General features: G+C 47.0%; 24 protein-coding genes and 1 riboswitch. Of the genes, 15 read left to right on the top strand and 9 right to left on the bottom strand.

Annotation, left to right across the window (positions count from 1 at the left end):
* Positions 1–50: 50 nt before the first annotated feature.
* From AACQ17_RS09380 to mgtE, 6 genes are all read left to right on the top strand, one after another.
* Complete coding sequence (locus AACQ17_RS09380; protein WP_013855970.1) at positions 51–1,511, top strand: RNA polymerase factor sigma-54; 1,461 nt, start codon at positions 51–53, stop codon at positions 1,509–1,511.
* A gap of 25 nt (positions 1,512–1,536) precedes the next feature.
* Positions 1,537–1,824: a ribosome hibernation promoting factor gene (gene hpf / locus AACQ17_RS09375; RefSeq protein WP_013855969.1), complete on the top strand. Its 288-nt coding sequence runs from the start codon at positions 1,537–1,539 to the stop codon at positions 1,822–1,824.
* Between the two features lie 2 nt (positions 1,825–1,826).
* Positions 1,827–2,273, top strand: coding sequence for a PTS IIA-like nitrogen regulatory protein PtsN (gene ptsN / locus AACQ17_RS09370; RefSeq protein WP_013855968.1), 447 nt, complete (start codon positions 1,827–1,829; stop codon positions 2,271–2,273).
* A gap of 16 nt (positions 2,274–2,289) precedes the next feature.
* On the top strand, positions 2,290–3,147 hold the full coding sequence (gene rapZ, locus AACQ17_RS09365; RefSeq protein WP_010318814.1) for an RNase adapter RapZ: 858 nt from the start codon (positions 2,290–2,292) through the stop codon (positions 3,145–3,147).
* 10 nt (positions 3,148–3,157) lie between these two features.
* Positions 3,158–3,436: an HPr family phosphocarrier protein gene (locus AACQ17_RS09360; RefSeq protein ID WP_013855967.1), complete on the top strand. Its 279-nt coding sequence runs from the start codon at positions 3,158–3,160 to the stop codon at positions 3,434–3,436.
* A gap of 151 nt (positions 3,437–3,587) precedes the next feature.
* Positions 3,588–4,943 carry a magnesium transporter gene (mgtE, locus tag AACQ17_RS09355; RefSeq protein WP_013855966.1) on the top strand — a complete coding sequence of 452 codons (1,356 nt, stop codon included), beginning with the start codon at positions 3,588–3,590 and terminating at the stop codon, positions 4,941–4,943.
* Positions 4,944–5,040: 97 nt separating this feature from the next.
* Here mgtE and pmbA read toward each other — a convergent pair whose 3' ends face one another.
* Positions 5,041–6,384 (bottom strand): metalloprotease PmbA, encoded by a 1,344-nt coding sequence (gene pmbA / locus AACQ17_RS09350; RefSeq protein WP_013855965.1) that lies wholly within the window; start codon positions 6,382–6,384, stop codon positions 5,041–5,043.
* Between the two features lie 108 nt (positions 6,385–6,492).
* On the opposite strand from pmbA, the gene yjgA reads away from it, so the two are divergent.
* Positions 6,493–7,020 (top strand): ribosome biogenesis factor YjgA, encoded by a 528-nt coding sequence (gene yjgA / locus AACQ17_RS09345; protein ID WP_010318810.1) that lies wholly within the window; start codon positions 6,493–6,495, stop codon positions 7,018–7,020.
* A gap of 55 nt (positions 7,021–7,075) precedes the next feature.
* On the opposite strand, the gene thiQ is transcribed toward yjgA, so the two are convergent.
* The 5 genes from thiQ to mpl form a co-directional block, all read right to left on the bottom strand.
* The gene (gene thiQ, locus AACQ17_RS09340; RefSeq protein WP_094146894.1) at positions 7,076–7,780 is read right to left on the bottom strand and encodes a thiamine ABC transporter ATP-binding protein; all 705 of its coding nucleotides are present in this window, start codon (positions 7,778–7,780) and stop codon (positions 7,076–7,078) included.
* Complete coding sequence (thiP, locus tag AACQ17_RS09335; protein ID WP_094146895.1) at positions 7,774–9,369, bottom strand: thiamine/thiamine pyrophosphate ABC transporter permease ThiP; 1,596 nt, start codon at positions 9,367–9,369, stop codon at positions 7,774–7,776. The genes thiQ and thiP overlap by 7 nt, the downstream gene beginning before the upstream one ends.
* A 13-nt stretch (positions 9,370–9,382) precedes the next feature.
* A complete protein-coding gene (thiB, locus tag AACQ17_RS09330; RefSeq protein WP_094146896.1) occupies positions 9,383–10,375 on the bottom strand; it encodes a thiamine ABC transporter substrate binding subunit in 993 nt (330 codons plus the stop codon).
* Between the two features lie 66 nt (positions 10,376–10,441).
* A riboswitch (TPP riboswitch) is annotated at positions 10,442–10,561 on the bottom strand.
* Between the two features lie 29 nt (positions 10,562–10,590).
* Positions 10,591–11,220: a flavin prenyltransferase UbiX gene (locus AACQ17_RS09325; protein WP_013855960.1), complete on the bottom strand. Its 630-nt coding sequence runs from the start codon at positions 11,218–11,220 to the stop codon at positions 10,591–10,593.
* A 29-nt stretch (positions 11,221–11,249) separates the two neighbouring features.
* On the bottom strand, positions 11,250–12,608 hold the full coding sequence (gene mpl / locus AACQ17_RS09320; RefSeq protein ID WP_013855959.1) for a UDP-N-acetylmuramate:L-alanyl-gamma-D-glutamyl-meso-diaminopimelate ligase: 1,359 nt from the start codon (positions 12,606–12,608) through the stop codon (positions 11,250–11,252).
* Positions 12,609–12,880: 272 nt separating this feature from the next.
* Between mpl and fbp the strand changes: the two genes are divergently transcribed.
* Together fbp and ppa are read left to right on the top strand one after the other, a co-directional pair.
* A complete protein-coding gene (gene fbp / locus AACQ17_RS09315) occupies positions 12,881–13,891 on the top strand; it encodes a class 1 fructose-bisphosphatase (RefSeq protein WP_013855958.1) in 1,011 nt (336 codons plus the stop codon).
* A gap of 177 nt (positions 13,892–14,068) precedes the next feature.
* Entirely contained in the window at positions 14,069–14,596 is a 528-nt protein-coding gene (gene ppa, locus AACQ17_RS09310; protein ID WP_010318803.1) for an inorganic diphosphatase, read from the top strand.
* A gap of 234 nt (positions 14,597–14,830) precedes the next feature.
* Here the strand turns inward: ppa and AACQ17_RS09305 are convergent, their stop codons facing one another.
* The 3 genes from AACQ17_RS09305 to tamA are packed head-to-tail and all read right to left on the bottom strand — an operon-like array spanning position 14,831 to position 20,695.
* Positions 14,831–15,178: a gamma-glutamylcyclotransferase family protein gene (locus AACQ17_RS09305; RefSeq protein ID WP_029190032.1), complete on the bottom strand. Its 348-nt coding sequence runs from the start codon at positions 15,176–15,178 to the stop codon at positions 14,831–14,833.
* A gap of 10 nt (positions 15,179–15,188) precedes the next feature.
* Positions 15,189–18,986 carry an autotransporter assembly complex protein TamB gene (tamB, locus tag AACQ17_RS09300; RefSeq protein ID WP_094147501.1) on the bottom strand — a complete coding sequence of 1,266 codons (3,798 nt, stop codon included), beginning with the start codon at positions 18,984–18,986 and terminating at the stop codon, positions 15,189–15,191.
* Positions 18,983–20,695, bottom strand: a complete 1,713-nt coding sequence (tamA, locus tag AACQ17_RS09295) for an autotransporter assembly complex protein TamA (protein ID WP_013855954.1) — start codon at positions 20,693–20,695, stop codon at positions 18,983–18,985. The genes tamB and tamA overlap by 4 nt, the downstream gene beginning before the upstream one ends.
* Before the next feature lie 167 nt (positions 20,696–20,862).
* Here tamA and msrA point away from each other — a divergent pair, with 167 nt between their 5' ends.
* The 6 genes from msrA to AACQ17_RS09265 all read left to right on the top strand — a co-directional run bounded on the left by msrA (position 20,863) and on the right by AACQ17_RS09265 (position 25,348).
* Entirely contained in the window at positions 20,863–21,501 is a 639-nt protein-coding gene (gene msrA, locus AACQ17_RS09290; protein ID WP_094147502.1) for a peptide-methionine (S)-S-oxide reductase MsrA, read from the top strand.
* Between the two features lie 114 nt (positions 21,502–21,615).
* Entirely contained in the window at positions 21,616–22,167 is a 552-nt protein-coding gene (locus AACQ17_RS09285) for a YtfJ family protein (RefSeq protein ID WP_026027808.1), read from the top strand.
* A gap of 140 nt (positions 22,168–22,307) precedes the next feature.
* Positions 22,308–22,601, top strand: coding sequence for a DUF2607 family protein (locus tag AACQ17_RS09280; RefSeq protein WP_083248854.1), 294 nt, complete (start codon positions 22,308–22,310; stop codon positions 22,599–22,601).
* An 81-nt stretch (positions 22,602–22,682) separates the two neighbouring features.
* Positions 22,683–23,306 (top strand): zinc uptake protein ZrgA, encoded by a 624-nt coding sequence (gene zrgA / locus AACQ17_RS09275; RefSeq protein ID WP_170935194.1) that lies wholly within the window; start codon positions 22,683–22,685, stop codon positions 23,304–23,306.
* 69 nt (positions 23,307–23,375) lie between these two features.
* Positions 23,376–24,092 (top strand): ABC transporter ATP-binding protein, encoded by a 717-nt coding sequence (locus tag AACQ17_RS09270; protein WP_013855948.1) that lies wholly within the window; start codon positions 23,376–23,378, stop codon positions 24,090–24,092.
* Entirely contained in the window at positions 24,089–25,348 is a 1,260-nt protein-coding gene (locus tag AACQ17_RS09265; protein WP_017046979.1) for an ABC transporter permease, read from the top strand. The genes AACQ17_RS09270 and AACQ17_RS09265 overlap by 4 nt, the downstream gene beginning before the upstream one ends.

Raw genomic sequence — 25,348 nt, 5'->3', positions numbered from 1 at the left:
TAAGTAGAGAGTGACATCAATTCTAAAAATAATAAGGTAACTGGCACTGAATGAAACCCTCATTACAACTGAAGCTCGGCCAACAATTAGCGATGACACCGCAGTTACAACAAGCCATTCGTTTGTTGCAACTCTCCACATTGGAACTCCAGCAAGAGATCCAAGAGGCTCTAGAGTCTAATCCATTATTGGATGTTGAAGAGGCCTATGAAGAGAATGCCACCGCTGATGTTCATAGCATCAATGAGGAGAAAGAAGCCAGTGCTGAGGTGTTAGATATTGAGCCACAAGACAGCTCTGACTTAATTGAAAAATCCGAAATCAGCAGCGAGCTTGAGATCGACACCACATGGGATGATGTCTACAGCGCGAACACAGGCAGCACAGGGATCGCCCTTGATGATGACATGCCCGTGTACCAAGGTGAAACAACGCAAACCCTGCAAGATTATCTACTGTGGCAATTAGATCTCACACCGTTTAGCGACACCGACCGCAGCATTGCTCTTGCCTTGATTGACGCCATCGATGACTACGGTTATCTCACCGTTTCTTTGGATGATATTTTAGAAAGCTTTGCCGATGAAAATATCGAGCTTGATGAAATTGAAGCCGTTCGTAAACGTGTTCAGCAGTTTGATCCCCTCGGTGTGGCTTCAGTCAACCTTCAAGACTGCCTGCTTTTACAATTAGCGACCTACCCTGCCAGTACCCCTTGGTTAGAAGAAGCTAAACAGCTGCTGATCCAACACATCGATCTGCTCGGCAACCGTGACTACAAGTTGATCATCAAAGAAACCAAGTTAAAAGAAGAAGATCTGCGAGAGGTATTGCAGCTCATTCAACAACTTGACCCAAGACCGGGAAATAACATTTCAACCGAGCACGCCGAATACGTTGTGCCCGACGTGTCTGTTTACAAAGATCACGGCAAATGGGTGGTAACAATAAACCCAGATAGCGTACCAAAACTTAAGATAAATCAACAATATGCAGCATTAGGCAAAGGTAACAGTGCCGATAGCAACTACATTCGCAGCAATTTGCAAGAAGCAAAATGGCTTATTAAGAGTTTAGAAAGTAGAAACGAGACACTGCTCAAAGTTGCCAAGTGTATTGTTGAACATCAACGTGATTTCTTTGAGTATGGTGAAGAGGCGATGAAGCCAATGGTACTCAATGACGTTGCTTTAGCGGTAGAAATGCATGAATCCACCATATCAAGGGTGACAACGCAGAAGTACATGCATACTCCGCGTGGTATTTTCGAATTGAAATACTTCTTCTCCAGCCATGTCAGTACCGACAGCGGGGGAGAGTGTTCATCGACTGCAATACGAGCACTGATTAAAAAACTGGTGGCCGCTGAAAATACAGCCAAACCATTAAGTGACAGTAAAATTGCAGATCTACTGGCTGACCAAGGGATTCAGGTAGCTAGACGGACGATAGCTAAATACCGTGAATCGTTGGGCATTGCTCCATCGAGTCAGCGCAAACGCCTACTGTAAGGCACAAAACAGAGAAGGAAAGTCTATGCAAATCAACATTAATGCCCATCACATTGATCTGACCGATTCAATGCAAGACTATGTAAACTCGAAGTTTCAAAAACTTGAGCGATTTTTTGACCATATCAATAACGTACAGGTTGTTTTACGTGTTGAAAAAGTACAACAGATCGCTGAAGCTACGCTCCACATAAATCAAGGTGATATCCACGCCGTGGCCGACAATGAAAATATGTATGCTGCCATTGATAGTTTGGTGGATAAACTCGTAAGACAACTCAACAAGCATAAAGAAAAGCTAAGTAGTCATTAATCATGCAATTAAGCGAAGTACTCTCATTGGACTGCACGAAAAGTGCGGTCCAATGCACCAGTAAAAAAAGAGCCCTAGAAATCATTAGCGAAATCGCTGCTGAGTATTCAGGTCAAAATTCCACCGAGCTGTTTGAATGCATGCTCAGCCGAGAAAAAATGGGCAGTACTGGTATTGGTAATGGCATCGCCATTCCTCATGCAAGAATGACCAACAGTGATCGTGCCATTGCCGTTTTGCTGCAGTGTGAAGAACCGATTGAGTTTGATGCCATTGATAATCGACCTGTCGATCTACTGTTTGCGTTGCTCGTTCCTGAAGAGCAGTGCAAAGAGCATTTAAAAACGCTTGCTTGTATGGCCGAGCGCCTCAATGACAAACAAGTTTTGAAACAGCTTCGAAGTGCACAAAGCGATCAAGAGCTGTACGACATCATGACTAACCAATAACCACCGAGCCGAAACTATGCGTTTAATCGTTGTGAGTGGTCAATCAGGCGCAGGGAAAAGCGTTGCTTTACGAGTACTGGAGGATCTCGGCTACTATTGTGTCGATAACCTTCCCGTCAACTTGTTGGATGCGTTTATTCAATCAGTCCAAGGCAGCAAACAAAATGTCGCGGTAAGTATTGATATCCGTAACTTGCCTCAGGAGCCTAGTTTGGTTGCGGATGTTTTAGAGCAGCTAAAACAGAATAACGACGTTAGTGTACTGTTTCTCGATGCCAGTAAAGAGACACTACTCAAGCGCTACAGCGAAACGCGTCGTATCCATCCTCTCTCATTAAACGCCGATAAACCTTCACTTGCGCAAGCGATTGAATTGGAAAAGTCGCTGCTTGCACCGCTCAAAGAGCAAGCCGATTTAGTGCTCGATAGCAGTAATCAATCGTTGCATGAGTTAAGCGAAACCGTACGCATGCGAATTGAAGGACGTGAGCGCAAAGATCTGGTGATGGTCTTTCAGTCTTTTGGCTTCAAATATGGACTACCCAGTGATGCAGACTACGTGTTTGATGTCCGTTTTTTACCCAACCCACATTGGGAACCCGATCTTCGCCCATTAACAGGCCTGGATGCGCCAATTAAGTCGTTTCTTGAACGCCATAGTGAAGTAATTGAACTTAAACAACAAATTCAAAAGTTTGTTGAATACTGGCTGCCGATGCTCGAAAAAAACAACCGTAGTTATCTCACAATTGCGATTGGTTGCACCGGTGGTAAGCACCGCTCCGTTTACCTGACTCAACAGCTTGGCGAGTACTTTGCTCAATTGGGTCACCAAGTACAGATACGCCATACATCATTAGAAAAACAGCAATAGGAGCGATGGTATGCCACTATTAAGTAAAACGGTTTTAATCCAAAATCGCTTGGGCCTTCATGCTCGTGCAGCCGTTAAGCTGGTTGAACTGTCGCAATCTTTTGATGCGGTGGTCACCATTCAAAGTGAAGAAGGAAAAGAAGCCACTGCAGACAGTGTAATGGGTTTATTGATGCTCGAATCCGCACAAGGTCAATACATCACCATCAATGCTGAAGGCTCACAAGCAGAGCCTGCTTTGCAAGCGGTTAGTTCGCTGATTGAACATAAATTCGATGAAGACGAGTAAGCACAAGGCTTACACTCCACTCTCCCACAGACAGCGCATGCGCGCCCCTGATAGTCAAAATAAATTCAGTGCTTAATAAGAACTTATTAAATAAGGCCTAGAATTAAGTTACTATTCAACACATTGTAAGAATCCTAAGTAGGGGGAAACCATGGCCGAGCAAATTGAATTTGATCAAGCTCACCTAACCCTCCAAGAAGTCAGCGAAGCTTTAGAAAATGGTCGTTTTGTCCATGTCCGTCGCCAATTGCAGGACATGGAGCCAGAAGATATTGCTCACCTCTTAGAAGCCTCTCCACGTAAAAGCCGGGAGGTGTTATGGCAACTCACCGACCCAGAAGACTACGGTGAAATCCTTGATGAGCTCAACGAAGACGTCAAAGATGCCCTAGTTTCCAAAATGGCACCCGAAAAACTGGCGGAAGCGACCGAAGGCATGGACACCGATGACGTGGCCTATGTACTGCGTAGCTTGCCAGATGACGTGTCACGCGAAGTGCTTTCGCAGATGGACAGCGCTGATCGCCAGCGCGTTGAAACCGCGCTCTCCTATTCAGAGGAAACAGCCGGCGGGATCATGAATACCGACGTGATCACCATTCGTGGTGACGTTGATATTGACGTGGTTTTACGCTATTTACGCATGCGCGGCGATCTGCCCGAAGCAACCGATGCACTTTACGTGATTGACGATGAAAGTAAGCTGATTGGGCATCTCTCACTCACCACCTTGCTGACCACGCAACCGGATATTCCAGTAAGTGAAGTCATGGATGATGCCGATGAGGCGATTTTGGTCACCACCAGCGACTCCGATGTTGCCAGCCTGTTTGAACGTCGCAACTGGGTGTCCGCGCCTGTGGTGGATGAAAACCAACACTTGGTCGGTCGGATCACCATTGATGACGTCGTTGACATCATTCGTGAAGATGCCGAACACTCAATGATGAGTATGGCTGGTATGAACGATGACGAAGATACCTTTGCTCCGGTAGTCAAATCCGCACGTAAACGGACCATCTGGCTTGGGGCAAATGTTTTGGCCGCCCTAGCCGCCGCCTCTGTTTCCAACATGTTTGAAGCAACACTGGATCAAATGGCTGCCATTGCCGTGCTAATGACCATTGTGCCCTCAATGGGTGGTGTCGCAGGTAACCAAACCGTGGCCTTGGTCATTCGTGGTTTAGCATTGGGACATATCGGTGACAGTAACCAACGCGAATTGCTATTCAAAGAAGCGGCAATCGGTTTTTTAAATGGCATCATGTGGGCTACCATTATTGGCGGCATTGTGGTGGCATGGAAAGGCAATTGGATGCTTGGCGGCATCATTTCCGCAGCAATGATGGCCAACCTACTCATTGCCGGGATCGCCGGCGTCACCATCCCAATTTTACTGAAAAAAATGAAAATCGACCCGGCTCTTGCTGGCGGAATGGCGTTAACAACCGTCACCGATGTGGTTGGGCTTTCGGTCTTTCTCGGCTTGGCGACCATTTTGATGTAACCCTATTTTGATGTAACCCTATAGTGATACATACCCAAACCACCCATAAAAAAAGCTTGGTTGTTATACCAAGCTTTTTCATATTCAGCTTAAGCGATTATTCGCCCGCAATTTTCATCGATTCAAGTAAAATAGACCCAGTTTGGATTTGCGAGCGTGTTTCGACATCACTCCCTACCGCCACCATTTGCTGGAACATATCTTTCAAATTACCCGCGATAGTAATCTCAGATACAGGGTATTGAATCACACCGTTTTCAACCCAGAAACCAGCGGCGCCACGCGAATAATCACCTGTCACTGCATTAACACCTTGGCCCATCACTTCAGTGACTAACAAGCCTGTACCCAACGCTTTGAGCATCTGCTCAAAATTTTGCCCTGTGGATTGAACATACCAGTTATGGATGCCACCCGCATGACCAGTTGGAGTCATCTTCATTTTACGAGCGGCATAGCTGCTCAGAAGATAAGTCGAGAGCACGCCATCGGTAATAATTTGGCGGTCTTGAGTAAATACCCCTTCACTATCAAATGGGCTTGATGCCAACCCACGTAATACATGGGGTTTTTCGGCAATATTGAACCAATCGGGTAAAATTTTCTCGCCTAACTTATCAAGTAAAAAGGAAGATTTACGATACAAGCTGCCACCACTGATCGCCATCACCAAATGGCCAATCAAACCTGTCGCTACATCTGCGGCAAACATCACCGGAACTTTGCCCGTCTTCAGTTTTTTTGCATCTAAACGGCTGATGGTTTTTTCTGCAGCTTGTTGCCCGACCAGCTCTGGCGACCATAAATCGTCGCGGTGACGTGCAACGGTATAGCTATAATCACGCTCCATCTCACCATTTTTACCCTCACCAATCACGCAGCAGCTAATGCTATGACGGCTAGAGGCATAACTCGCGAGCAAACCATGGCTATTACCATACACTTTCACACCGTAATGGCTGTCATAACTTGCGCCATCACTTTGTTTGATCTTGTTGCTGTAAGCTAACGCTTTCTCTTCTGCAGCAATGGCAATTTTAGCGGCCATGTCCGGGTTAGGTTCATCGGGATGGAAGAGATCTAAATCAGGAATATTTCGCACCATTAACTCTTTAGGTGCAGGGCCTGCATAAGGATCTTCAGAAGTGTAAAGCGCAATATCAAGCGCTGCAGCGACCGTCTGCGCAATTGCTTTTTCACTGAGATCTGACGTCGACGCACTGCCTTTACGTTGCCCACGATACACAGTGATGCCTAATGCCCCATCACTGTTAAATTCTACGTTTTCAACTTCACACATTCGCGTCGAAACACTCAGGCCGGTACTTTTGGTGATCGCCACTTCGGCAGCATCAGAACTGAGCGCAGCCATCTCTAATGCCTTAGCAACCGCCGCTTCAAGTTCGATGCGCTGCTGAGCAACTTGTTGTTTTACGTCCATATCTCATCAATTATTAGCAAACAATGTCATTAGGATAACAAGAATTTCGCTTTCTCCCCACGATTCTTGCTAAAATAGCTGACATACATAACTCAATAGATGAAGAAAATGGCGCGTAAGAATCAAAAAGCTCCTTGGGAAGAAGAAGAGGAGATCATTTGGGTTAGCAAAACCGAAATGAAAAACGACATGACTGAGCTACAAAAACTGGGTGAAGAGCTGGTTGCTCTGAAGCCATCTCAGTTAGCAAAAATTCCGATGTCTGAAGATTTGATGGATGCCATCAAAGATGCTCAGCGTTTTAGCATGGAAGCCAGACGCCGCCAACTGCAATACATTGGAAAAATGATGCGTACCATCGATGCCGAACCAATTCAAGCGGCATTGGATAAACTGCGTAACAAGCACTCACAAAATACCGCCATGCTGCACAAGCTCGAACAGATGCGTGATCGTATTGTGGAGAAAGGTGACAGCGCGATTGAAGATGCGATGGCACTCTATCCAGAGATGGATCGTCAACGTCTGCGCCAATTAGCGCGTCAAGCAAATAAAGAGAAAGCCAACAGCAAACCACCAAGAGCATCACGAGAGATTTTCCAAGTGCTCAGAGAGCATAACGATAAGTCAGTTTAACCTGTCATAGTGCTGATTAGACGCAAAAACCTCACCTAAACGTGTGAGGTTTTTTTTATTCCCCTGCACGCACAAAATCACTGAGCTGCGCGTCTGCGTGTTGCGCGGAAAGTGCCTCAATGCGATCACTCACTAACACATGTCCTTGAGCCATAAACGCAAAATGGCTCGCAATCGCTTTGGCATCACTAATATGGTGCGTCACCATCACAACAGTGATCGCTCGTTCTGCGGCTAACTGCTTAACCAAAAGCAGCATCTCTTCTCTGAGTAGCGGATCCAAGGCGGAAAAAGGCTCATCCAGCAGCCAGATAGGATGTGGTTGTACAAAACAGCGCGCCAGAGCAACTCGTTGACGCTGCCCCCCTGAGAGCTGATCAGGCAAGCGATCAAGTAGCGCTGCCAAACCCACTTGCTGCGCGGCGCACTCAACTAACGCCTTTTGCGAAGTGGTTAATTTCAGCCCCGGATGTAACCCAAGGCTAATATTTTCACGCACAGTGAGATGGGCAAAAAGATTGTGCTCTTGAAACAGCATCGAAAAAGGACGCAAGTGTGGCTCCTGCCCAAGTAAGGATTGCCCTTGCACTTGGATATCGCCGCTTTTCGGTGCAATAAAGCCCGCAACTAAGCTCAGTAAAGTCGACTTGCCCGCGCCACTTGGCCCCATCAAAGAGAGAATCGCCCCTCGCGGTACAGAGAGCGAAAATTCAAACCACTCCTGTTGATACTCATAGTGTACGGCCTTGAGTTCTAACATTGCTTTACCTTTGAATATGAGTGAAATAACCGCTCAATGAGGGCAAAACAACCCACACTGAGTAACAACAGCGTAAGAGAAACCACCGCCGCCGCTTGCATTTGGTAACTGCCCAGCAGTTGGAACAGGTAAAGCGGTAAGGTTCTAAACTCTTGGCTACCAAATAGAGCAATCGCACTTAAATCGCCCATTGAGAGCAAAAAGCTGATCGCAAAGGCATGCGCTAAGGGTTTACGCAACGCACGCAGCTCAATCACTTGCAAACGCTGCCACCCTTTAATGCCAAGGCTGGCACATAACCATTGATATTGCTGCGCGATATGCAGCATAGGTTGCGCCAATGTTTTCAACACATACGGCAATGCCATTAAGCCATTGACGAAAAAAACCACCCAATACGCTAGGCTAAATGCATCGGTCCAGATACGCAGCAACAGAAAAAGCCCGGTGCTGATAACAAGCCCTGGCGTGACCAAAATAATCGCGCCAATCAACTCTAGTTGGTCCGCCTTACGGTTGTGCTGCTGCAGGCGCAAAGCGCGAGTCGTGATGAGTATGGCAACCCCAGCCGAAACAGCAACCACGCTTGCCAATAACGCCACTTGCAGTGAAGCCCAAAGCGCACGCCAGAATTGCTCATCGCTCAAGACGTGAAAAAGCTGCGAATTTAAACCGCTCAAGATGACCATCACCAGCGGCGGAAGTACTAACAGCAACGCAAGGAAGATCCATGCGCCGTCCCAGCATTGTGCTTTTCGATTGTCTCGACTAACCACATAATCACTCGCTTGACGCCCTGTGGTGATGGCTAACGGCTTCGCTAAGCGTGAAATGGATAGAGACAGCAGCCCGCATAACAACATCTGCCACAGCGCAAGCAGCGCGCCAGCTTGTAAATCAAAATCAAATTTGATCGCCTGATAAATCGCCAGCTCAATCGTGGTTGATTTAGGCCCGCCGCCAAGTGCCATCACAGTGGCAAAACTGGTAAAACAGAGCATGAACACCAAACCACAGACATGAGGAAGCTGCTGACGTAAACGTGGCCATTCAACCCAACGAAATTTGTGCCAATGACTCATGCCAAGATGCGCGCATAACTTATGTTGTTCTGCCGGGATCGACTCTAACGCTTGCAGCAATAAACGGCTGGCATACGGGAGATTAAAAAACAGATGCGCCAGTAAAATACCGTTTAATCCGTAAATGGAAAACGGCAGTTTGCTATCAAACCACGCAAGCAGCGAGGCGAGCAGGCCGCTATTACCATAAATGGCCAACAAACCAAATACGCCCACCAGCACTGGAAGCACTAAGGTCGTTGCAAACAATTTGATCAGCAGCGCACGTCCGCAAAATCGACGACGGTAAAGTGCGTGAGCGACAGGAACCGCGAAACCAACACTGAGCAGCATCGACGAGCTGGCTTGGTAAAAACTAAATTGAGTAACATGGCGATAATACGGGTCTTGCCATACGTGCATCACATTTAAGCTGGGTGCTTGTAACAGCAACGCCGCCAACGCACTGATGACAAAGGTCGCGACAAGCATCGCGACCCCAATGCCTATTTTAGGAATAGCATTCAAACTTTATCGAACCTTAAAACGTTAAGGCGGTTTGCCACTCACGGATCCACGCTTTACGCATCTCAGACACCTCTTGTGCGCTAAAGGTGAGCGCCTTTGGTGGCACAGCCAGCGTTTCAAAACCTTTCGGTAGCGCGACAGACGTCACAGGATACATCCAGTTTCCGGTTGGCATCACCGACTGAAATTGATCACTTAAAATAAAGCGCATGAACTCATCGGCCAATTTGCCGTTATCACTGTGTTTTACTTTCGCAGCCACTTCCACTTGCATGTAGTGTCCTTCGGCAAAATCAGCAGCCGCGTACTTGGCGTCATTTTCCGCAATCAAATGATAGGCTGGAGAGGTGGTGTAAGAGAGCACCAGATCGGACTCACCTTTTAAAAACATCGCATAGGCTTCTGACCAACCTTTGGTGACTGTCACCGTCTTATTGGCGAGCTGTTGCCATGCTAAATTGGCTTTCTCACCATAGACAGATTTCATCCACAGCAGTAAGCCTTGACCGGGTGTTGAAGTGCGCGGATCTTGATAAATCACTTTAAGATCATCGCGCTTTTCTACCAACTCTTTTAAGCTTTTTGGTGGGTTTGCTAATTTCTCTTTATTGTAAACAAAGGCAAAATAGCCGTAATCATAAGGAACAAATGTTTCATCACTCCAACCACCGGGTAGCGTGACTTGGCCCGTCTCGACATTATGATCTGCCAATAAGCCAGTCTGTTTGGCCTCGGCCATTAAGTTGTTATCTAAACCGAGTACGATGTCTGCTTTACTGTTATTACCTTCAAGACGCAAACGGTTTAGGATCGATACCCCATCATCGAGTGCCACAAACTGAAGATCGCAAGCGCATTGTGCTTCGAATGCTTTTTCAATCGCCGGTCCCGGGCCCCATTCTGATGCGAACGAGTCATAGGTATAAACGGTAAGGATATTGTCAGCGGCATGCGCTGAAAAAGAGGTGATGGTAGCAAGTGCAATGGTATTAAGAGTGGTGTTCAACTGGTCGCTCTCCTTGGTTGAGCGGCACAGGCTTGAGGAGGATGAGAATATTCCATTATTCCTATTCTGAGATCCTAACCCAATTCCTACGCCAGCATTATCTGGTTCAGGTTTACGGGTCCCAAGCTCACGCTTGATCTCAGCAGCATTCATTGAGATGAATGATTTGCTCCCCGTTGAGTGAGGTGGATTGTAATTGGAATTAACGCAATAAGCTATACCGTTGGACGTGAGTCATATCCCCAACGCGGCACAAGCCCTTGTTCAACGCCCAAATGGTCTAAAATACGCGCCACCATAAAATCGACCAAGTCTTCAATTGACTGCGGCTGATGATAAAAACCGGGGGCAGCGGGCATAATGGTGACGCCCATTTGCGACAACTTGAGCATGTTTTCTAAATGTAAGGTGGAAAACGGAGTTTCGCGCACCACTAACACCAATTGGCCACGCTCTTTCATCACTACATCGGCAGCACGTTCGATCAAATTATCGGACATGCCATGGGCAATCGCCGCAACGCTGCCTGCCGAACATGGGCACACCACCATCTGTTTTGGCGCGGCAGAGCCCGAAGCCACTGGAGAGAACCACTCTTCTTTGCCGCACACGACAAGCTGTGAGGCATCGCAGTGTAAATGTTCCACCAACGCTGCTTTGGCTGCCTCAGTCCCACTGGGCAACTTCAAACCGTGCTCGGTTGCAAGCACAACGCGCGCGGCCGAAGAGATCAGCAGATACACTCGGTAATCTGCAGCCAATAAACACTCCAACAGACGAAGTCCGTAAGGAGCACCTGAAGCGCCAGTAAAGGCTAAAGTGATGGCTTTCTGTTGTGTTGTCATAACTCTCTATTTCGTTTGTGTCGCTGGCATTACATGGCTTGATTTAATGCAAGTAGGAGCTTGTTATGAATACCTTCAAAGCCACCATTGCTCATCACCAAAATGTGATCGCCCGGCTGGGCTTCCTGCGCAATTTGCGCGACGAAAGCATCAATATCATCATTCACTTGCGCTGGTTGTGAGCATTGGTCAGCCACATCCTGCACCGACCAAGCAAGATTGTTCGGCTGATAGAGATAAACTGAATCGGCTTGCTGTAATGACGCCGCTAAAGTTTGCTTATGTACGCCCAACTTCATCGTAGCCGAACGAGGCTCTAAAACCGCGATAATTTTCTGATCGCCTACCTTGTTACGTAAACCACCCAAAGTAAGTTCAATGGCCGTTGGATGATGAGCAAAATCGTCATACAACGTAATACTGTTCACTTCGCCTTTGAGCTCTAAACGACGTTTGGTATTGATAAATTTGCCCAAAGCTTGACAGGCTAAATCTGGAGTGACCCCCACGTGACGCGCCGCGCCAATCGCCATTAAGGCGTTATCGACATTATGATCGCCAACCAAATCCCAAGTTACGCGCCCCACGCGTTCATTGCCAAAGAACACATCAAATTGCGAACCATCACGCGTGATTTTTTCAGCTTTCCACTGCGCTTGCTCACCGGTAAACTCGGTTTCGCTCCAGCAGCCACGTGCGAGAACATCCGCTAATGCGCGCTCTTTTTGCGGAGCAAAAATACGGCCATTGCCCGGCACAGTACGCACTAGATGATGAAATTGGCGCTTAATCGCTTCAAGATCGTCAAAAATGTCTGCATGATCAAACTCTAAATTATTCAACACTAAAGTGCGTGGGTGATAATGGACAAACTTAGAACGCTTATCGAAAAAAGCACTGTCATATTCATCGGCTTCAACCACGAAAAACATGCTTTCGCCCAAACGCGCAGAAATGCCAAAGTTGCCAAGTACGCCTCCCACCAAAAAGCCCGGTTGGTAACCACAATCTTCCAAGATCCACGCCAACATGCTCGACGTGGTGGTTTTACCGTGTGTACCAGCCACCGCAAGAACCCAGCGGTCATGCAACAGGAACTCTTGCAACCATTGCGGGCCAGAGGTGTAACGCAAGTTGTGGTTCAGCACATATTCAACACACGGATTGCCGCGACTCATGGCGTTGCCAATCACCACCAAATCAGGCTTGGGCTCTAATTGAGCAGGGTCAAAGCCTTCGATAATCTCGATCCCTTGAGACTCCAATAACGTACTCATCGGTGGGTAAACGTTGGCGTCGCTGCCGGTAACTTTATGACCTAATTGCCGCGCTAAAACGGCAACACCGCCCATAAACGTACCGCAAATCCCAAGAATGTGAATATGCATAAATCCTAGCCTCGCACATGGCGTTGTGAGTGATTGCCTCCATTATCACCATCCATTTAAGAAAAGCGAGCATGTTTGCAACTTCTAAAAAGTCGACAAACAAATTGAGATCTCAATCTGTTACTTCATTACCATTAAAAAGATCTAAGCCCTAGAATCGCAGTGTTACCCAAACGTTATCAAATGGGTCACTCGTTTCGGCCGACATCCCAACAAGAGGATGCGTTGTGAAACAATCACTCCCCCCTATATAGCTATGTTAAGGAAATAACATGTCTGAGATTCGCACTCTTGGCGAGTTTATTGTTGAGAAACAACATGACTTCCCCCACGCAAGCGGTGATCTTTCATCTCTGTTGTCCTCTATTCGTCTTGCGGCAAAAATTGTTAATAGAGAAATCAACAAAGCAGGCCTTGCTGATATTACCGGTGCAGTTGGTACGGATAATATTCAAGGCGAAGAACAACAAAAACTCGATGTGTACGCCAACGAAAAATTTAAAGCGGCGCTTGAAGCGCGCGATCAAGTATGTGGTGTCGCCAGTGAAGAAGAAGATGAAGCGGTTGCGTTCAGCAAAGAACTCAACAAAAACGCAAAATACGTGGTGTTGATGGACCCGCTGGACGGCTCATCTAACATCGATGTCAATGTCTCTGTCGGCACGATTTTTTCTATTTATCGCCGCGTATCGCCAGTCGGCACGCCACCAACACAAGAAGACTTCTTACAACCCGGTAATAAACAGGTTGCGGCTGGTTATGTTATTTACGGCTCTTCAACCATGTTGGTGTATACCACCGGCAACGGCGTAAATGGCTTTACTTATGATCCGTCACTCGGCACTTTCTATCTTTCACACCCCAATATGATGACCTTCGATGATGGTAAAATTTACTCCATCAATGAAGGTAACTACATCCGCTTCCCAACCGGCGTCAAAAAATACATTAAATACTGCCAAGAGAATGTGCCTGAAGATAATCGCCCTTACACGTCACGTTACATTGGTTCGCTAGTGGCGGATTTTCACCGTAATCTGCTCAAAGGTGGGATCTATCTATACCCAAGCACGCAAAGCCATCCAAACGGCAAGCTGCGTCTATTGTATGAATGCAATCCTATGGCGTTTTTGATTGAACAAGCAGGCGGTATTGCTTCTGACGGTGTCAATCGCGTGTTGGATATTAAGCCGACAGAACTGCATCAACGTGTGCCATTCTTCTGCGGTTCAAAAAATATGGTCCATAAATTGGAAGAGTTCTTGGAACTCAATCGCGATTAAATCAGCTCAATGAGCGCCTAACTCTAGGCGCTTTTTTTATCGATAAATATGAGGCAAGACTCTCTTTTTACGGTTTACACCGTTTCCTATTTACCGCTAAAGTTGCAACACAAGCGTTTACGTTCTGTTAATCAACCCAAAACAATTCAAGTCCAGCGACGAAAAAGGAAATGCTAAATGAGCTTAAACAACGTTCCGGCAGGAAAATCACTGCCTGATGATATTTACGTGGTGATTGAAATTCCAGCCAACGCCGACCCAATCAAATACGAAGTCGACAAAGAATCTGGCGCGGTATTTGTGGACCGTTTCATGTCTTCACCTATGTTCTACCCATGCAACTACGGTTATGTGAATCACACCTTATCGCTCGATGGCGATCCTGTCGATGTGTTGGTGCCCACGCCTTATCCGCTCATGCCAGGCTCGGTGATTCGCTGCCGCCCAGTTGGCGTATTGAAGATGACCGATGAGTCTGGTGAAGATGCCAAAGTGGTGGCGGTTCCTCACTCCAAGCTCACCAAAGAGTACGACCACATTCAAGACGTAAATGACCTGCCAGCACTACTGAAAGCGCAAATTACACAGTTCTTTGAACGCTATAAAGAGCTTGAAGCGGGCAAATGGGTCAAAGTCGATGGATGGGAAGATGCCGCTGCCGCGCGAGCTGAAATCCTGACTTCATTTGAACGCGCTCAAAAATAGTCACCATCATTAAACAGTCACGATAGTTATATACCCAAACAACTTGGAGTTGCAGGTAGGCGGCAAGTGAGTGAGTCCCCATGAGCATAGGCAAACTATGTGATTGGGGTGAACGAACGTAGCCAACACCGCTGCAGCTTCAAGTAGGAAGGGGATAAGTGTCGTTATAAATAAAAAGCCACATCCTGCTAATATGCGGTGTGGCTTTTTTATTTCCATTTTCAACGCCGTTCGTTACACCCGTTGGCACCAGTCTCCAGAATCAATCACAGCAGTAAGACGGCTGTGATCTTGATAGAGATAAATCCACGCACGGCCAAATGGGGTTTCGATCGTTTCACGGCGATATTCGATGGGAATATCTTCTAAAAGATCGAGTTTTGCTAGTGTCTGCTCATCCACTCGATATACCTCACCGACTATCGATTGCTGTCCCTGAGCCAAGCCAGGATATGGACCTAGATCATACAGCGCATAGTCAGCTGGCGTGTAGAACGATCCTAACATTTCGCTTGTCTCAAGCAGATGCGCATTACTTTCACCACGGCGTAATGTGCCGTAGACAAAAACCAGATGTTGCATATGACTGTCCCTAGTTAAATTCAAACTGATACAAAAGATCCACCGCGCTATCTAAACCGGATACCGCTTCAACGTACAAATCCCTCATCAAGCGGTAACGCACGGTAAATTCGCCCACCGAGCTGAAAATACCAACACCATATTTCACTTGTAGCCCAGGTAAAATATAGCCGCTTACCGTCACTTGTGAATCATCACCGGAACCGGCCGTATCCAATTGCAGATCTTGCACACCGAAGGCTTGACCAATTTCGCCCACCACCTTACCGCTTTGTGCCAAGCTCAAACCAATCAGTGCAGTGGTCATCGCATTGCCACCCGCCTCGCCATCAATATTCTGACCACGAAGTAGGTAAGAAAGTGCATTAGCTTGTGGCATCGCGGGTTCTGAAAAAATGGAGACTATGGGTTCATCGGCAGAGCCGGTCACTTTTACCCCTGCAATCACGCCATCTTGTGTGTTATCTGGGTTGCGCACCGCTTTAATCGAAACATAAGGTTGATCAACCGGTCCATTCATTAAAATTTTGCCTTCTTGGATCAGCAAATCTTGTCCAAAGGATCGATACGAACCATTTTGGATATTTACTTCTCCAGTAATAAAAGGGCCTTTATCCTTTTGCGCCACATTGAGGCGGCCAATCAAGCCGCCTTGCAAACCAAAGGCACTGAGCCGGAAATCATCACCAATCGAGATGTTTACATTCGTTTCAACGTTAAATGGCATGGTGCTTTGCTCGCTCACAGGCTGTAAAGCAGCGTCCAATATCACTTGATCTTTGGAGACACCAATCGCGCTCGGAGGCAACTCTTCTACCACGATACGTCCCCAAGGCAGGTTAATATTCCCTGTCACAGTGGCCAGTTGAGGTTCTAGTGTGATGCTCATGTCTGGGATAACTTTAATCTTGACGATAGGCGGTAGATCCACCAATAGCTCATCGGCCAACACGCGTAGGTTGGCACGCCACTGCTCTATTTTCTGCCAGTCGGCATCCCCCTTGATACTCAACTCGCCATCCGCAGTTTGAATCGCAGCATTGAGCAAGGCTTGGTAACCATTAAAGTCCATCGCCACTCGGCCCGAGGTAACATCCAGCGGCGAAATATCGCCTTTGACGACAATGTCATCCACCACCACGCTGCCTATCACTTTCGGGTGCAACATCGGCCCACTGAAGGCAAGTTGACTGCTAATCTTCGATTTCGCTTGGCTATAATCCCCAAGCAGCGGCTGTAGAAAATCAATATTAAAAGTGGAAAGCGTTAATGCGCCATCCATCATTTTTTCTTTTGCCATTAGATCCGCAATGGTGATTTGCCCCGACAGATCGCCATTATCGGTCACATCCACTAGCCAACGAGCAAACAGCTTGTTCTGTTCAAGCGTACTTTCAATAGTGACGCTATCCCAACCTAAAGTAATGGCTTGGTCGATGTGCTGCGTGACTGCACCTTGGCTTAAGCTGAGTGACACTTTCGCTTGAGGCGCAGTATTGGGCGCCCATTGAGCTGTGAGACTGACATCGGCTTGGCCTTTAAGTTGAGTCTCTTGCGGTAAAAACATTGCGATTTGCTGAAAATCAAAATGGTTGAGAGAAAGCTCGGCCGCGCCACTTTGCCCCACAGTCGCATCTTTATCTAAGCAGAGCGATGCTCCCTCTTGCTGCCAACAATGCGCGGCAATCGTAGCTTGTTGTTTCTCGATATTAACCGCAACAGGTGTCGCTTGGTTTAATAGCCACGGCCCTTGTTCTGTGGACAGTTGTACTCGTTCCAGCGCACCTTGCCACTGCATCGTCGGCTTATCTTCAAAAGATCCGCTGATCGCCAAGCTGGTTGAAATCAGATTTGAAATGACGTCTAAGCTCAGTTGATGCTGCGCCTGCGTGCCTGAAAAACGCAAGTCCACACTATCAACTAACTGCTGCTGGTAGCCCAACTGGCTCGCCTGCAATTTCACTTCGGCTTGTGGCACAGGAAGTGGCGTAACATCACCAGTTAAAGTCACCTGCTTTAAGGTCGCTTGTTGCTGCCAAGCAAGATCATTTGCATTGAGGCGCAGCTTGATTTGTGGCTGCTGTAAATCACCACGCAGATAAATATCGCCAATCACTTTGCCGTGCAAATCAGGAACACTTTTCACCAGATCCGCAAAATCAACCGATAAGCCCATACGCCACTCTTTATCCAGCTCACCTTTGGCCGTAATCTGGTTGGGTCCATGGGCTAACGTTAAGCCGCTGGTCGACACAGTAAAAGCGCCTTTCCCTGTCATATCTGATGCGTTTAATTGACCTTCAATATTCAGTGGGTAGCCACGCAACACACCCTCAATATCCAAAATAGGCAGCGCAACGTTCCAACCGCCCTGCTCGGTCAGCTCACCCGTGGTTTCGAGCTTACCGCTGATCACGCCTTCGGCTTGCGGCCACTGTAATCCCGGCTGAATCTGTTCTAAATTCAGCGCCGCTTGCCAGTGAATTGGGGCTTGCCAGTTGGCCATCACTTGGCCAGCAATTTGCCCCCCTAAGGTATCGATTAGCAAAGAATCTAAGTTGATTTGCTGTAAAGTACCTTTACCAGCAACATCCAGCGTCACATCGGGCAGATCTTTACCTTGCAGTTGGCCATTGAGCGCCACGCTATATCCGTCGAGTGAGCCTTGAGTTTTTAAACTCGGCACGCGAACAAAATAGTCTCCTTGCCCAATCAATGGCCACTGTGCTTGAACATCATCCAACGAAATATCAAACGGGATCTCAGGTTGCAGTAGCGCCAATTGCGCATTTAAGTTTGCTTGCGCAAGCCCGCCCAGTTTCGCGTTGAGCGTTAAATCACCCAAGCTACCCGAAGCCTCTAGCGCCAGTGTTTGCCCCTGAGCTTCGGCCATTTTGAGCGTGCTTTTTAAAGAGAGATTGAGCGGATAGTCTCCCTTCAACTGCGCATCAGCTTTTAGGTTGGCAATCAATTGTGGCAGCTCAAGCTCAAGTGATTTTAATGAAACACTGCTCTGATAAGCATTGGCGACCAAACCAAGATGCTTGACAACCAAAGGCTCAGCTTGCTGAAGAGTAAACTGGTTGATATCAAAACGCTCCACTTCCAATTGCAGCGGAATGATCACCTCTGGCAAGGTGATGGGCGTTTTCACCGTAGGTGCCACAGTCGATGATACGGTTGTGGATTGAGTGGATTTGGATTGTGCGCTTGAGGCTGAATCGACATCTTCATTGGTCGCAAGCTTCAGTTGAATATCGCTCCAACTGGTTTTGCCAATCCGTAAGCGATTACCTTGAAATGAGGCATGAGTAGAAAATTGCTTCCATGCCAGCGTATTACCCAAAATATCCAGCTGAATATCATTGAGCTCCACACGGCCAACCTTAATTGGCACCGGTGTAGAGATTGACGTAATGGGATCAGAGGCAGACGAAGACTCACCTTGCGTCGAAGGGGGAAGCTCTGGCAGTGCCAGCCTTAATCCACTGATCGCAAGTTCATTTAAGCAAATTGAAGGCTCCAATAAGCAGCTAGCACTTATGGCTAATGTCACTCGCTGCACATCGAGATCGAGCTTTAATGCCTCATCGGAAAAGGTGACTTGGTTGAGCGTGAAACGTGGAAAAATGGCACCTTGAGCGCTGGCAACCTGCAGTTGTGGCAGCGCTTTTTGTGCTCCCCACAATAGGCCGTTAAGCCCTGAGTTGGTAAACAACAAGGCTGCGAGTGCAATAAATACCGCGCCCAACAAGGTGAATAAAATCGCCGATGCCCATTTGGTTATCTTCAACATCACTTTGGTCATAGTTCAGGCCCCAAGGTGAAATGCAGCTGAAATTCATCGCCGGGATTGGCGTCGAGCCCCCATGCAAAATCTAAGCGGATCGGTCCAACCGGAGAAGCCCAGCGAATCCCAGCCCCCACACCAGTTTTCCAATCCGGCGAGTCATTAAAGGCATCGCCATAATCGACAAACAGTGCGCCCCACCAATTTCCAACCAAGCGATATTGATACTCCAACGAACTGGTGGCGATGTATTTGGCCCCAGTCAGTGCGCCGCTGGCATCTTTAGGTGAGATAGATTGATAGCTATACCCTCGTAAATTGTTATCGCCACCAGCAAAGAAGCGCAGAGAAGGCGAGAGTTTGTCAAACTCTTCACTGAAGTTTGCGCCACCGTCTAAACGCAATAAACCACGATGGTTTTGCCCAGCGCTGCGTATCCAAGCCGTGCCCGCCAACAACCGCACCACACGCGTTTCAGAGACGAAATTTGGATCGCCATACTCAAGTGTGATGCTCTGTTTATCGCCCCACATCGGCATTGAACCACCACGAACACGCGTACGAGAATAGGTCGCTCCCGGTAATACAAACTGGCCGACATCGCTTTGCAAACCTTGTTCGTAGTTTTCTATCAAATAACGAACGAATAGGGTTCGATGCCAACCACCATCACGCAGCCAGTGGCGTTCAAACGATAAGTTAGACTCCAAACTCTTCGTATCACGGTTATCGACATTCTTCATTCCATACTGAATTCGATAATATTCACGCCGCACATCTTCTAGCGGTATTTTGTAGCCAGCGGTAATGGTCTGCTCTGGGGCAGAAAGGGAGAAGCTGCTATCAAAACTGTGGCCGAGGCTGTTAACCCAAGGTTTCTTCCACTTGAATGAACCACGCACTCCCACATCCGTTGAGTAACCTAAACCGGTTTCAAGCTGATTTCGAGCTTGCGGTGCAAGGGAAACCTTCATCGGCAGTTCGCGACCGTTCTCCAGTTGGCTAAGATCGGGTTCAACAAAAACAGAGGAAAACCAATCGGTATTGGATAAGTTTTGGTTATATTCCCCTACCTTGGAAACAAGGTAAGGATCATTGGTTTTATAGGGCTGAAGCGAGCGAACTCGCTGATCTTCAATTTGGCTGCCAGTAATGAGCGAAGGACCAAAATGGTAACGAATACCACTGTTAAAATGAAGGCGTACGAAAGCTTCATTCAACTCTGGCGCAACTTCCAAACGGCTTAATTCAAAATTCCCGTTAAAATAACCTTTTTGCAACGCTAAGTTACGGATACCCGATTTCAAAGCATCGTACTGGCCATGATTAACCGCCGCGCCCACTTTAAGGGCATTGCGGTTAATGAGATTGGCAAAATCAGCATCAGATTCAGCTTCCCCGCTAATCACCACATCCATCTCTTTAATGGTTGTTAGCGGTCCAGGATTGATATTGACCATCAGCTCTTGCTCATCGCTCACCACCACAAACTCAAATTGAGGATGGTAGTAACCCAGCGCGACAAGCGCTTCCGTCATGCTTTTCTCTAAACGAGATTGAAAACGAAGATGCGTTGAATAGTCGCTCTCTGGAATCGACGATAAATAGGCTTCAACGTTGTTTTCTAATTCACCCTCTAAACCATTAATGGTTAACGCCACCTTGGCATACGCCGAAGTGGAAATAAGTAGCATCGTGAATAGAACTGGTAATGATTTTCGTCTCATGCTTAATTAAAGGAACAGTTGAGTAAACAGATCGTTAATGGATGGAAATCATACCGCCAATAGCAAGCTCCGTCTGTATGAAATCAGTCAATTATTCGGGCTGAATGTGAAACAGTGGCTCAACAACAATAAATAAAGCCAAAAATCGGTACACAAAAGGAAAGCTCATGCTCAATAAACAAACAATGGTCAGCGCACAAACAGCACTGAAAGGACGAGAAACCCCTATGTCAGTGGAGGAAATTCATTACGTTAACCACAGCAACATCACTGAGCAGCCTAATGAGCATCAGCAACAAATAGTGATTGGTATGGGCTGTTTTTGGGGCGCTGAACGCTTATTTTGGCAACTCGATGGTGTGGTGTCGACTTCAGTAGGCTATGCTGGCGGCTTTACCCCAAACCCAACTTACGAAGAAGTATGCAGTGGTGAAACTGGCCATACTGAAGTGGTACGCGTAATCTTTGATCCACAGCGCTTGCCATTAGAAAATCTATTAAGTCATTTTTGGGAAAAGCACGATCCGACCCAAGGCATGCGTCAAGGTAACGATAAAGGCACTCAGTATCGCTCCGCCATCTATACCTATTCAGAGCAGCAACAGCAAATAGCACAAGCCTCAAAGCAGCGATACCAGCAGGCGTTGTCAGCCAGTCAACGAGCCTTAATTACCACCGAAATTGCACCCGCTGGTCCTTACTACTACGCCGAAAGCTATCATCAACAATATTTAGCTAAAAATCCGAATGGTTATTGTGGGTTAGGAGGAACAGGCATCTGCTTCCCACCCCAGCTCAGCGAATAAAGCGTGTAGAATTGAGGCTTTGTTAGCATTTTGTTAACCGCTTAATGGCCTCTTTTCGTGGTTTTATTGATTCTATGCTATACCTTTGTTGCTCAACTAAAAGGGACCCCTACAATGAAAAGTAAACGAGTGATCGCCATTCTAATGGCCTGCTGTCCAGCGCTTGCCATGGCACACAACATTACCCAAGGTCAGCAAGTTGCTGATGTTTCAGTGGAAAAATATGGTGAAATCATCCTACAAGATGATAAAACGGCCTTTCAAACTTGGGATACCAGCCAACTGCTAGGCAAAGTGCGCGTCATTCAAGCCATTGCTGGTCGCAGCAGTGCTAAAGCGTTAAATGCACCATTGATGGCCGCCATTACGGCCGCACAATTTCCCGCAGAAAGTTATCAAACCACCTCGATCATCAACCAAGATGATGCGATTTGGGGCACAGGATCGTTTGTCAAATCTTCCGCTCAAGACAGCAAGAAAGAGTTTCCGTGGTCTTCCATGGTGCTAGATGAAGCGGGAAATGTAGCCAAAGCGTGGGATTTAAAAGAGGAATCATCAGCGATCATCGTTCAAGATAAGCAAGGTAAGGTACTGTTTGTTAAGGAAGGTGCATTGAGTGATGAGGAAATTCAAACGGTTTTAGGCTTGATCAAACAGAATTTATAATAACCTTAGGTGGCCGATAACACGGCTGCCTTTGCTAAACATATCGTGGTGAAAGGTGCTTTTATAAAAATAAGAGTACGCTTTATTCTCACAATATTGTTATATTATAACAATTATCATTTTACTACTGTATTGGTTTGATGTTTACCCGTCTACGTTGCCCCCATTACCGAGCTCAAAGCATTGCATTATGTGCCATGCTGCTGATGCTATGGTTGAATGTCGCTTATGTAGATCATCACCTCGATACTAATCCTGCACATCACGCGCAGCACCATTGCCAACTTTTTTCTGGCTTTCAAAATGGTCTAAGCAGTGCGCTGCCTATCCTTCCTGCCGTTAGTGGCAGCGAAATTCGATCATCAGTAGAGAAAACTCAGCGTCGCCCCTCAGTTCATTACGCTTATCTTGCTCGCTCGCCTCCTCACTTTTAGACGTCTTATCTAGTTATTTATGATTTGTTACCCAAAGCCAACGCGCTAAGGGCTATTTTGATGTTTAAAAGGAATCACCCAATGTTTATCCAACGTAAACTCGCTCTCTCTATCGGCCTAATCTTAAGCACGCCAGCACTGGCAAATGAAGAGTTTCGCCAACATGAGGCTCATGTACATGGCCACGTCGAGTTCAATATTGCTCAAGATGGGCAAGATTTACTGATTGAAATCACCGCCCCCGGCTCTGATGTAGTCGGCTTTGAACATGCACCACAAAATGATGAACAACAACAGCGCTTAAATAAAGTCCTGGAGCAGTTCAGCCACGCCGATGGCATTTTCCAACTGCCCGCTCCGGCCAAGTGTCATTTAGAAGAAAGTCGTATCGCCCATACGTTAAATGGTGAGCACCACGACCACGACCATCATGAAAAACATGATGATAAACATCAAGATAAAGATGCTCAACACGCACACCATGACCATAAAAAAGATGTGCATGATGAAGGCGAGCACAGTGGTCACGGTGAATTCACGATTCAGTACCAATATCACTGCGATAACATGCCGCAATTGCAGTACCTCGACACGCAATGGTTTAACTTGTTCCCAAATACCCAAACAATCTCTGCCAATGTACTGACAGACAAAGCACAATCTGCCTCTGAGTTGAAAACAAACAGCACTCGCATTACGTTTTAAGGCGTATAAGCAACAACCTAGAGTAAGCACACACTTACTCTAGGTTCATTGTCGTTAAAGGAATTCACAATGAGTGATTTGCATATTCTATCGCTGACGTCTGTCATTGAATTGAAAGAGGTCGAATTTCGTTGGCCGAATAGCTCACAACCAGCCTTATCTATCCAGGATCTTTGTGTAAAACGTGGAGAGCACCTTTTTATTAAAGGGCCAAGTGGTTGTGGCAAATCGACCTTACTGAGCTTGCTGACTGGGATCAACCAAGCACAACGAGGGGAGGTCTCTATTTTAGGCACCAACCTGTCGACGTTAACTTCCCGTCAACGGGATCGTTTTCGAGCCGATCACATTGGCTACATTTTCCAACAATTTAATTTATTGCCTTATCTCTCAGTGATTGAAAACGTTACGCTACCTTGCCATTTTTCCAGCACTCGCAAGCAGAATGTGGCAGGCGATCTGATTGAGAAAGCAAAACAGTTACTCACTCGCCTACATCTTGCACCTGAACTACTGACTAAACCGGTTATCGAACTGAGTATTGGCCAGCAGCAGCGTGTCGCGGCGGCGAGAGCACTGATTGGAGAACCCAAGCTGATCATCGCCGATGAGCCAACCTCGGCGCTGGATCACGACAATCGACTCGCGTTTATCGAACTGTTATTGGAAGAGGCGAATCGGGCAGGTTCAACGCTGGTGTTTGTGAGCCACGATCCCACCTTAGAAGCTTTATTTGACCGCGCAGTTTACCTCCCTCAATTGAATCAGGCAGGAGTGACAGCATGAATGTAATTACCAATCTGGCGTGGAAAAGCGTACTTAACCGCAAAACCACAGCACTACTCTCCATTCTGACGGTTGCCATTTCAGTCATTCTGTTAATGGGGGTTGAACGCATTCGAACTCAAGCTAAAGAGAGCTTTGCCAACACCATTTCAGGGACGGATCTAATCGTCGGCGGCCGCTCTGGACAAGTCAACTTGCTGCTCTATTCGGTATTTAGAATTGGCAATGCCACCAATAATATCGACTGGAAAAGCTACCAAGCCTTCAGTGAGCATCGCAGCGTCAAGTGGGCGATCCCCATTTCCTTGGGTGATTCACACCAAGGGTTTCGCGTTATGGGCACTAATCACCATTATTTCGAGCATTTCAAATATGGAAGTAAGCAACCACTCACCTTCTCTCAAGGCACTGAGTTTCATGGTTTATTTGAAACGGTATTGGGTTCAGATGTCGCCGAAACCTTAGGTTACCATATTGGCAGTGACATCATTATTGCGCATGGGATAAGCGATGTGGGTTTTAGCCGCCACGACAACCTCCCCTTTAAAGTGGTGGGCATTTTAGCGCCAACGGGAACGCCCGTAGACAAAACGGTGCATGTCTCATTAGAAGCGATTGAAGCCATTCACGTGGGTTGGGAATCGGGTGCGCATTTAGGCAATTCACCATCCAAAGAGCAACTTGAACAACACAACTTTCAACCCAAGCAGATCACCGCCATGTTGATCGGTTTAAAATCGAGAATTCAAACCTTTGCACTGCAACGTGAAATCAATAACTATCGCCAAGAACCTTTGAGCGCCATTATGCCCGGCGTCGCTCTGCAAGAACTGTGGGGTATGATGTCAATAGCAGAACAAGCTTTAATGGCGGTGTCGGTCTTTGTGGTGGCGGCAGGGTTACTTGGTATGCTCAGCAGCTTACTGACAAGCTTGCAGGAAAGACGCCGTGAAATGGCGATTCTGCGCGCCATGGGTGCACAACCTAAACATATTTTTGCTCTGCTTATCAGCGAAGCGACGACGCTGACCTTCATTGGCATCTGCGTTGGATTAGCGGGGTTATATTCACTGCTCGCACTGGCGCAACCTTTTATTGCGCAGCATTATGGCATTCAAATCACACTCAGCACCTTAAGCGGCTATGAGTGGCAATTATTAGCTTATGTACAGCTGGCTGGCATTATTATTGGTGTTATCCCGGCTCTACGCGCCTATAGACAATCACTTAGCGATGGAATGACCATTCGAATTTAG

Origin of the sequence: Vibrio sp. V10_P2A27P122 (assembly GCF_963874335.1) — a bacterium.
Classification (GTDB): domain Bacteria; phylum Pseudomonadota; class Gammaproteobacteria; order Enterobacterales; family Vibrionaceae; genus Vibrio; species Vibrio anguillarum.
The sequence above is the reverse complement of the archived record's forward strand: the minus strand, read 5'-3'. Positions and strand labels throughout refer to the sequence as shown.

Bases quoted from the DNA above. Each gene is read 5' to 3' on its own strand.
- AACQ17_RS09380 (WP_013855970.1), top strand. From the start codon at position 51: ATGAAACCCTCATTACAACTGAAGCTCGGCCAACAATTAGCGATGACA.
- hpf (WP_013855969.1), top strand. From the start codon at position 1,537: ATGCAAATCAACATTAATGCCCATCACATTGATCTGACCGATTCAATG.
- ptsN (WP_013855968.1), top strand. From the start codon at position 1,827: ATGCAATTAAGCGAAGTACTCTCATTGGACTGCACGAAAAGTGCGGTC.
- rapZ (WP_010318814.1), top strand. From the start codon at position 2,290: ATGCGTTTAATCGTTGTGAGTGGTCAATCAGGCGCAGGGAAAAGCGTT.
- AACQ17_RS09360 (WP_013855967.1), top strand. From the start codon at position 3,158: ATGCCACTATTAAGTAAAACGGTTTTAATCCAAAATCGCTTGGGCCTT.
- mgtE (WP_013855966.1), top strand. From the start codon at position 3,588: ATGGCCGAGCAAATTGAATTTGATCAAGCTCACCTAACCCTCCAAGAA.
- pmbA (WP_013855965.1), bottom strand. From the start codon at position 6,384: ATGGACGTAAAACAACAAGTTGCTCAGCAGCGCATCGAACTTGAAGCG.
- yjgA (WP_010318810.1), top strand. From the start codon at position 6,493: ATGGCGCGTAAGAATCAAAAAGCTCCTTGGGAAGAAGAAGAGGAGATC.
- thiQ (WP_094146894.1), bottom strand. From the start codon at position 7,780: ATGTTAGAACTCAAGGCCGTACACTATGAGTATCAACAGGAGTGGTTT.
- AACQ17_RS09325 (WP_013855960.1), bottom strand. From the start codon at position 11,220: ATGACAACACAACAGAAAGCCATCACTTTAGCCTTTACTGGCGCTTCA.
- mpl (WP_013855959.1), bottom strand. From the start codon at position 12,608: ATGCATATTCACATTCTTGGGATTTGCGGTACGTTTATGGGCGGTGTT.
- fbp (WP_013855958.1), top strand. From the start codon at position 12,881: ATGTCTGAGATTCGCACTCTTGGCGAGTTTATTGTTGAGAAACAACAT.
- ppa (WP_010318803.1), top strand. From the start codon at position 14,069: ATGAGCTTAAACAACGTTCCGGCAGGAAAATCACTGCCTGATGATATT.
- AACQ17_RS09305 (WP_029190032.1), bottom strand. From the start codon at position 15,178: ATGCAACATCTGGTTTTTGTCTACGGCACATTACGCCGTGGTGAAAGT.
- tamB (WP_094147501.1), bottom strand. From the start codon at position 18,986: ATGACCAAAGTGATGTTGAAGATAACCAAATGGGCATCGGCGATTTTA.
- tamA (WP_013855954.1), bottom strand. From the start codon at position 20,695: ATGAGACGAAAATCATTACCAGTTCTATTCACGATGCTACTTATTTCC.
- msrA (WP_094147502.1), top strand. From the start codon at position 20,863: ATGCTCAATAAACAAACAATGGTCAGCGCACAAACAGCACTGAAAGGA.
- AACQ17_RS09285 (WP_026027808.1), top strand. From the start codon at position 21,616: ATGAAAAGTAAACGAGTGATCGCCATTCTAATGGCCTGCTGTCCAGCG.
- AACQ17_RS09280 (WP_083248854.1), top strand. From the start codon at position 22,308: ATGTTTACCCGTCTACGTTGCCCCCATTACCGAGCTCAAAGCATTGCA.
- zrgA (WP_170935194.1), top strand. From the start codon at position 22,683: ATGTTTATCCAACGTAAACTCGCTCTCTCTATCGGCCTAATCTTAAGC.
- AACQ17_RS09270 (WP_013855948.1), top strand. From the start codon at position 23,376: ATGAGTGATTTGCATATTCTATCGCTGACGTCTGTCATTGAATTGAAA.
- AACQ17_RS09265 (WP_017046979.1), top strand. From the start codon at position 24,089: ATGAATGTAATTACCAATCTGGCGTGGAAAAGCGTACTTAACCGCAAA.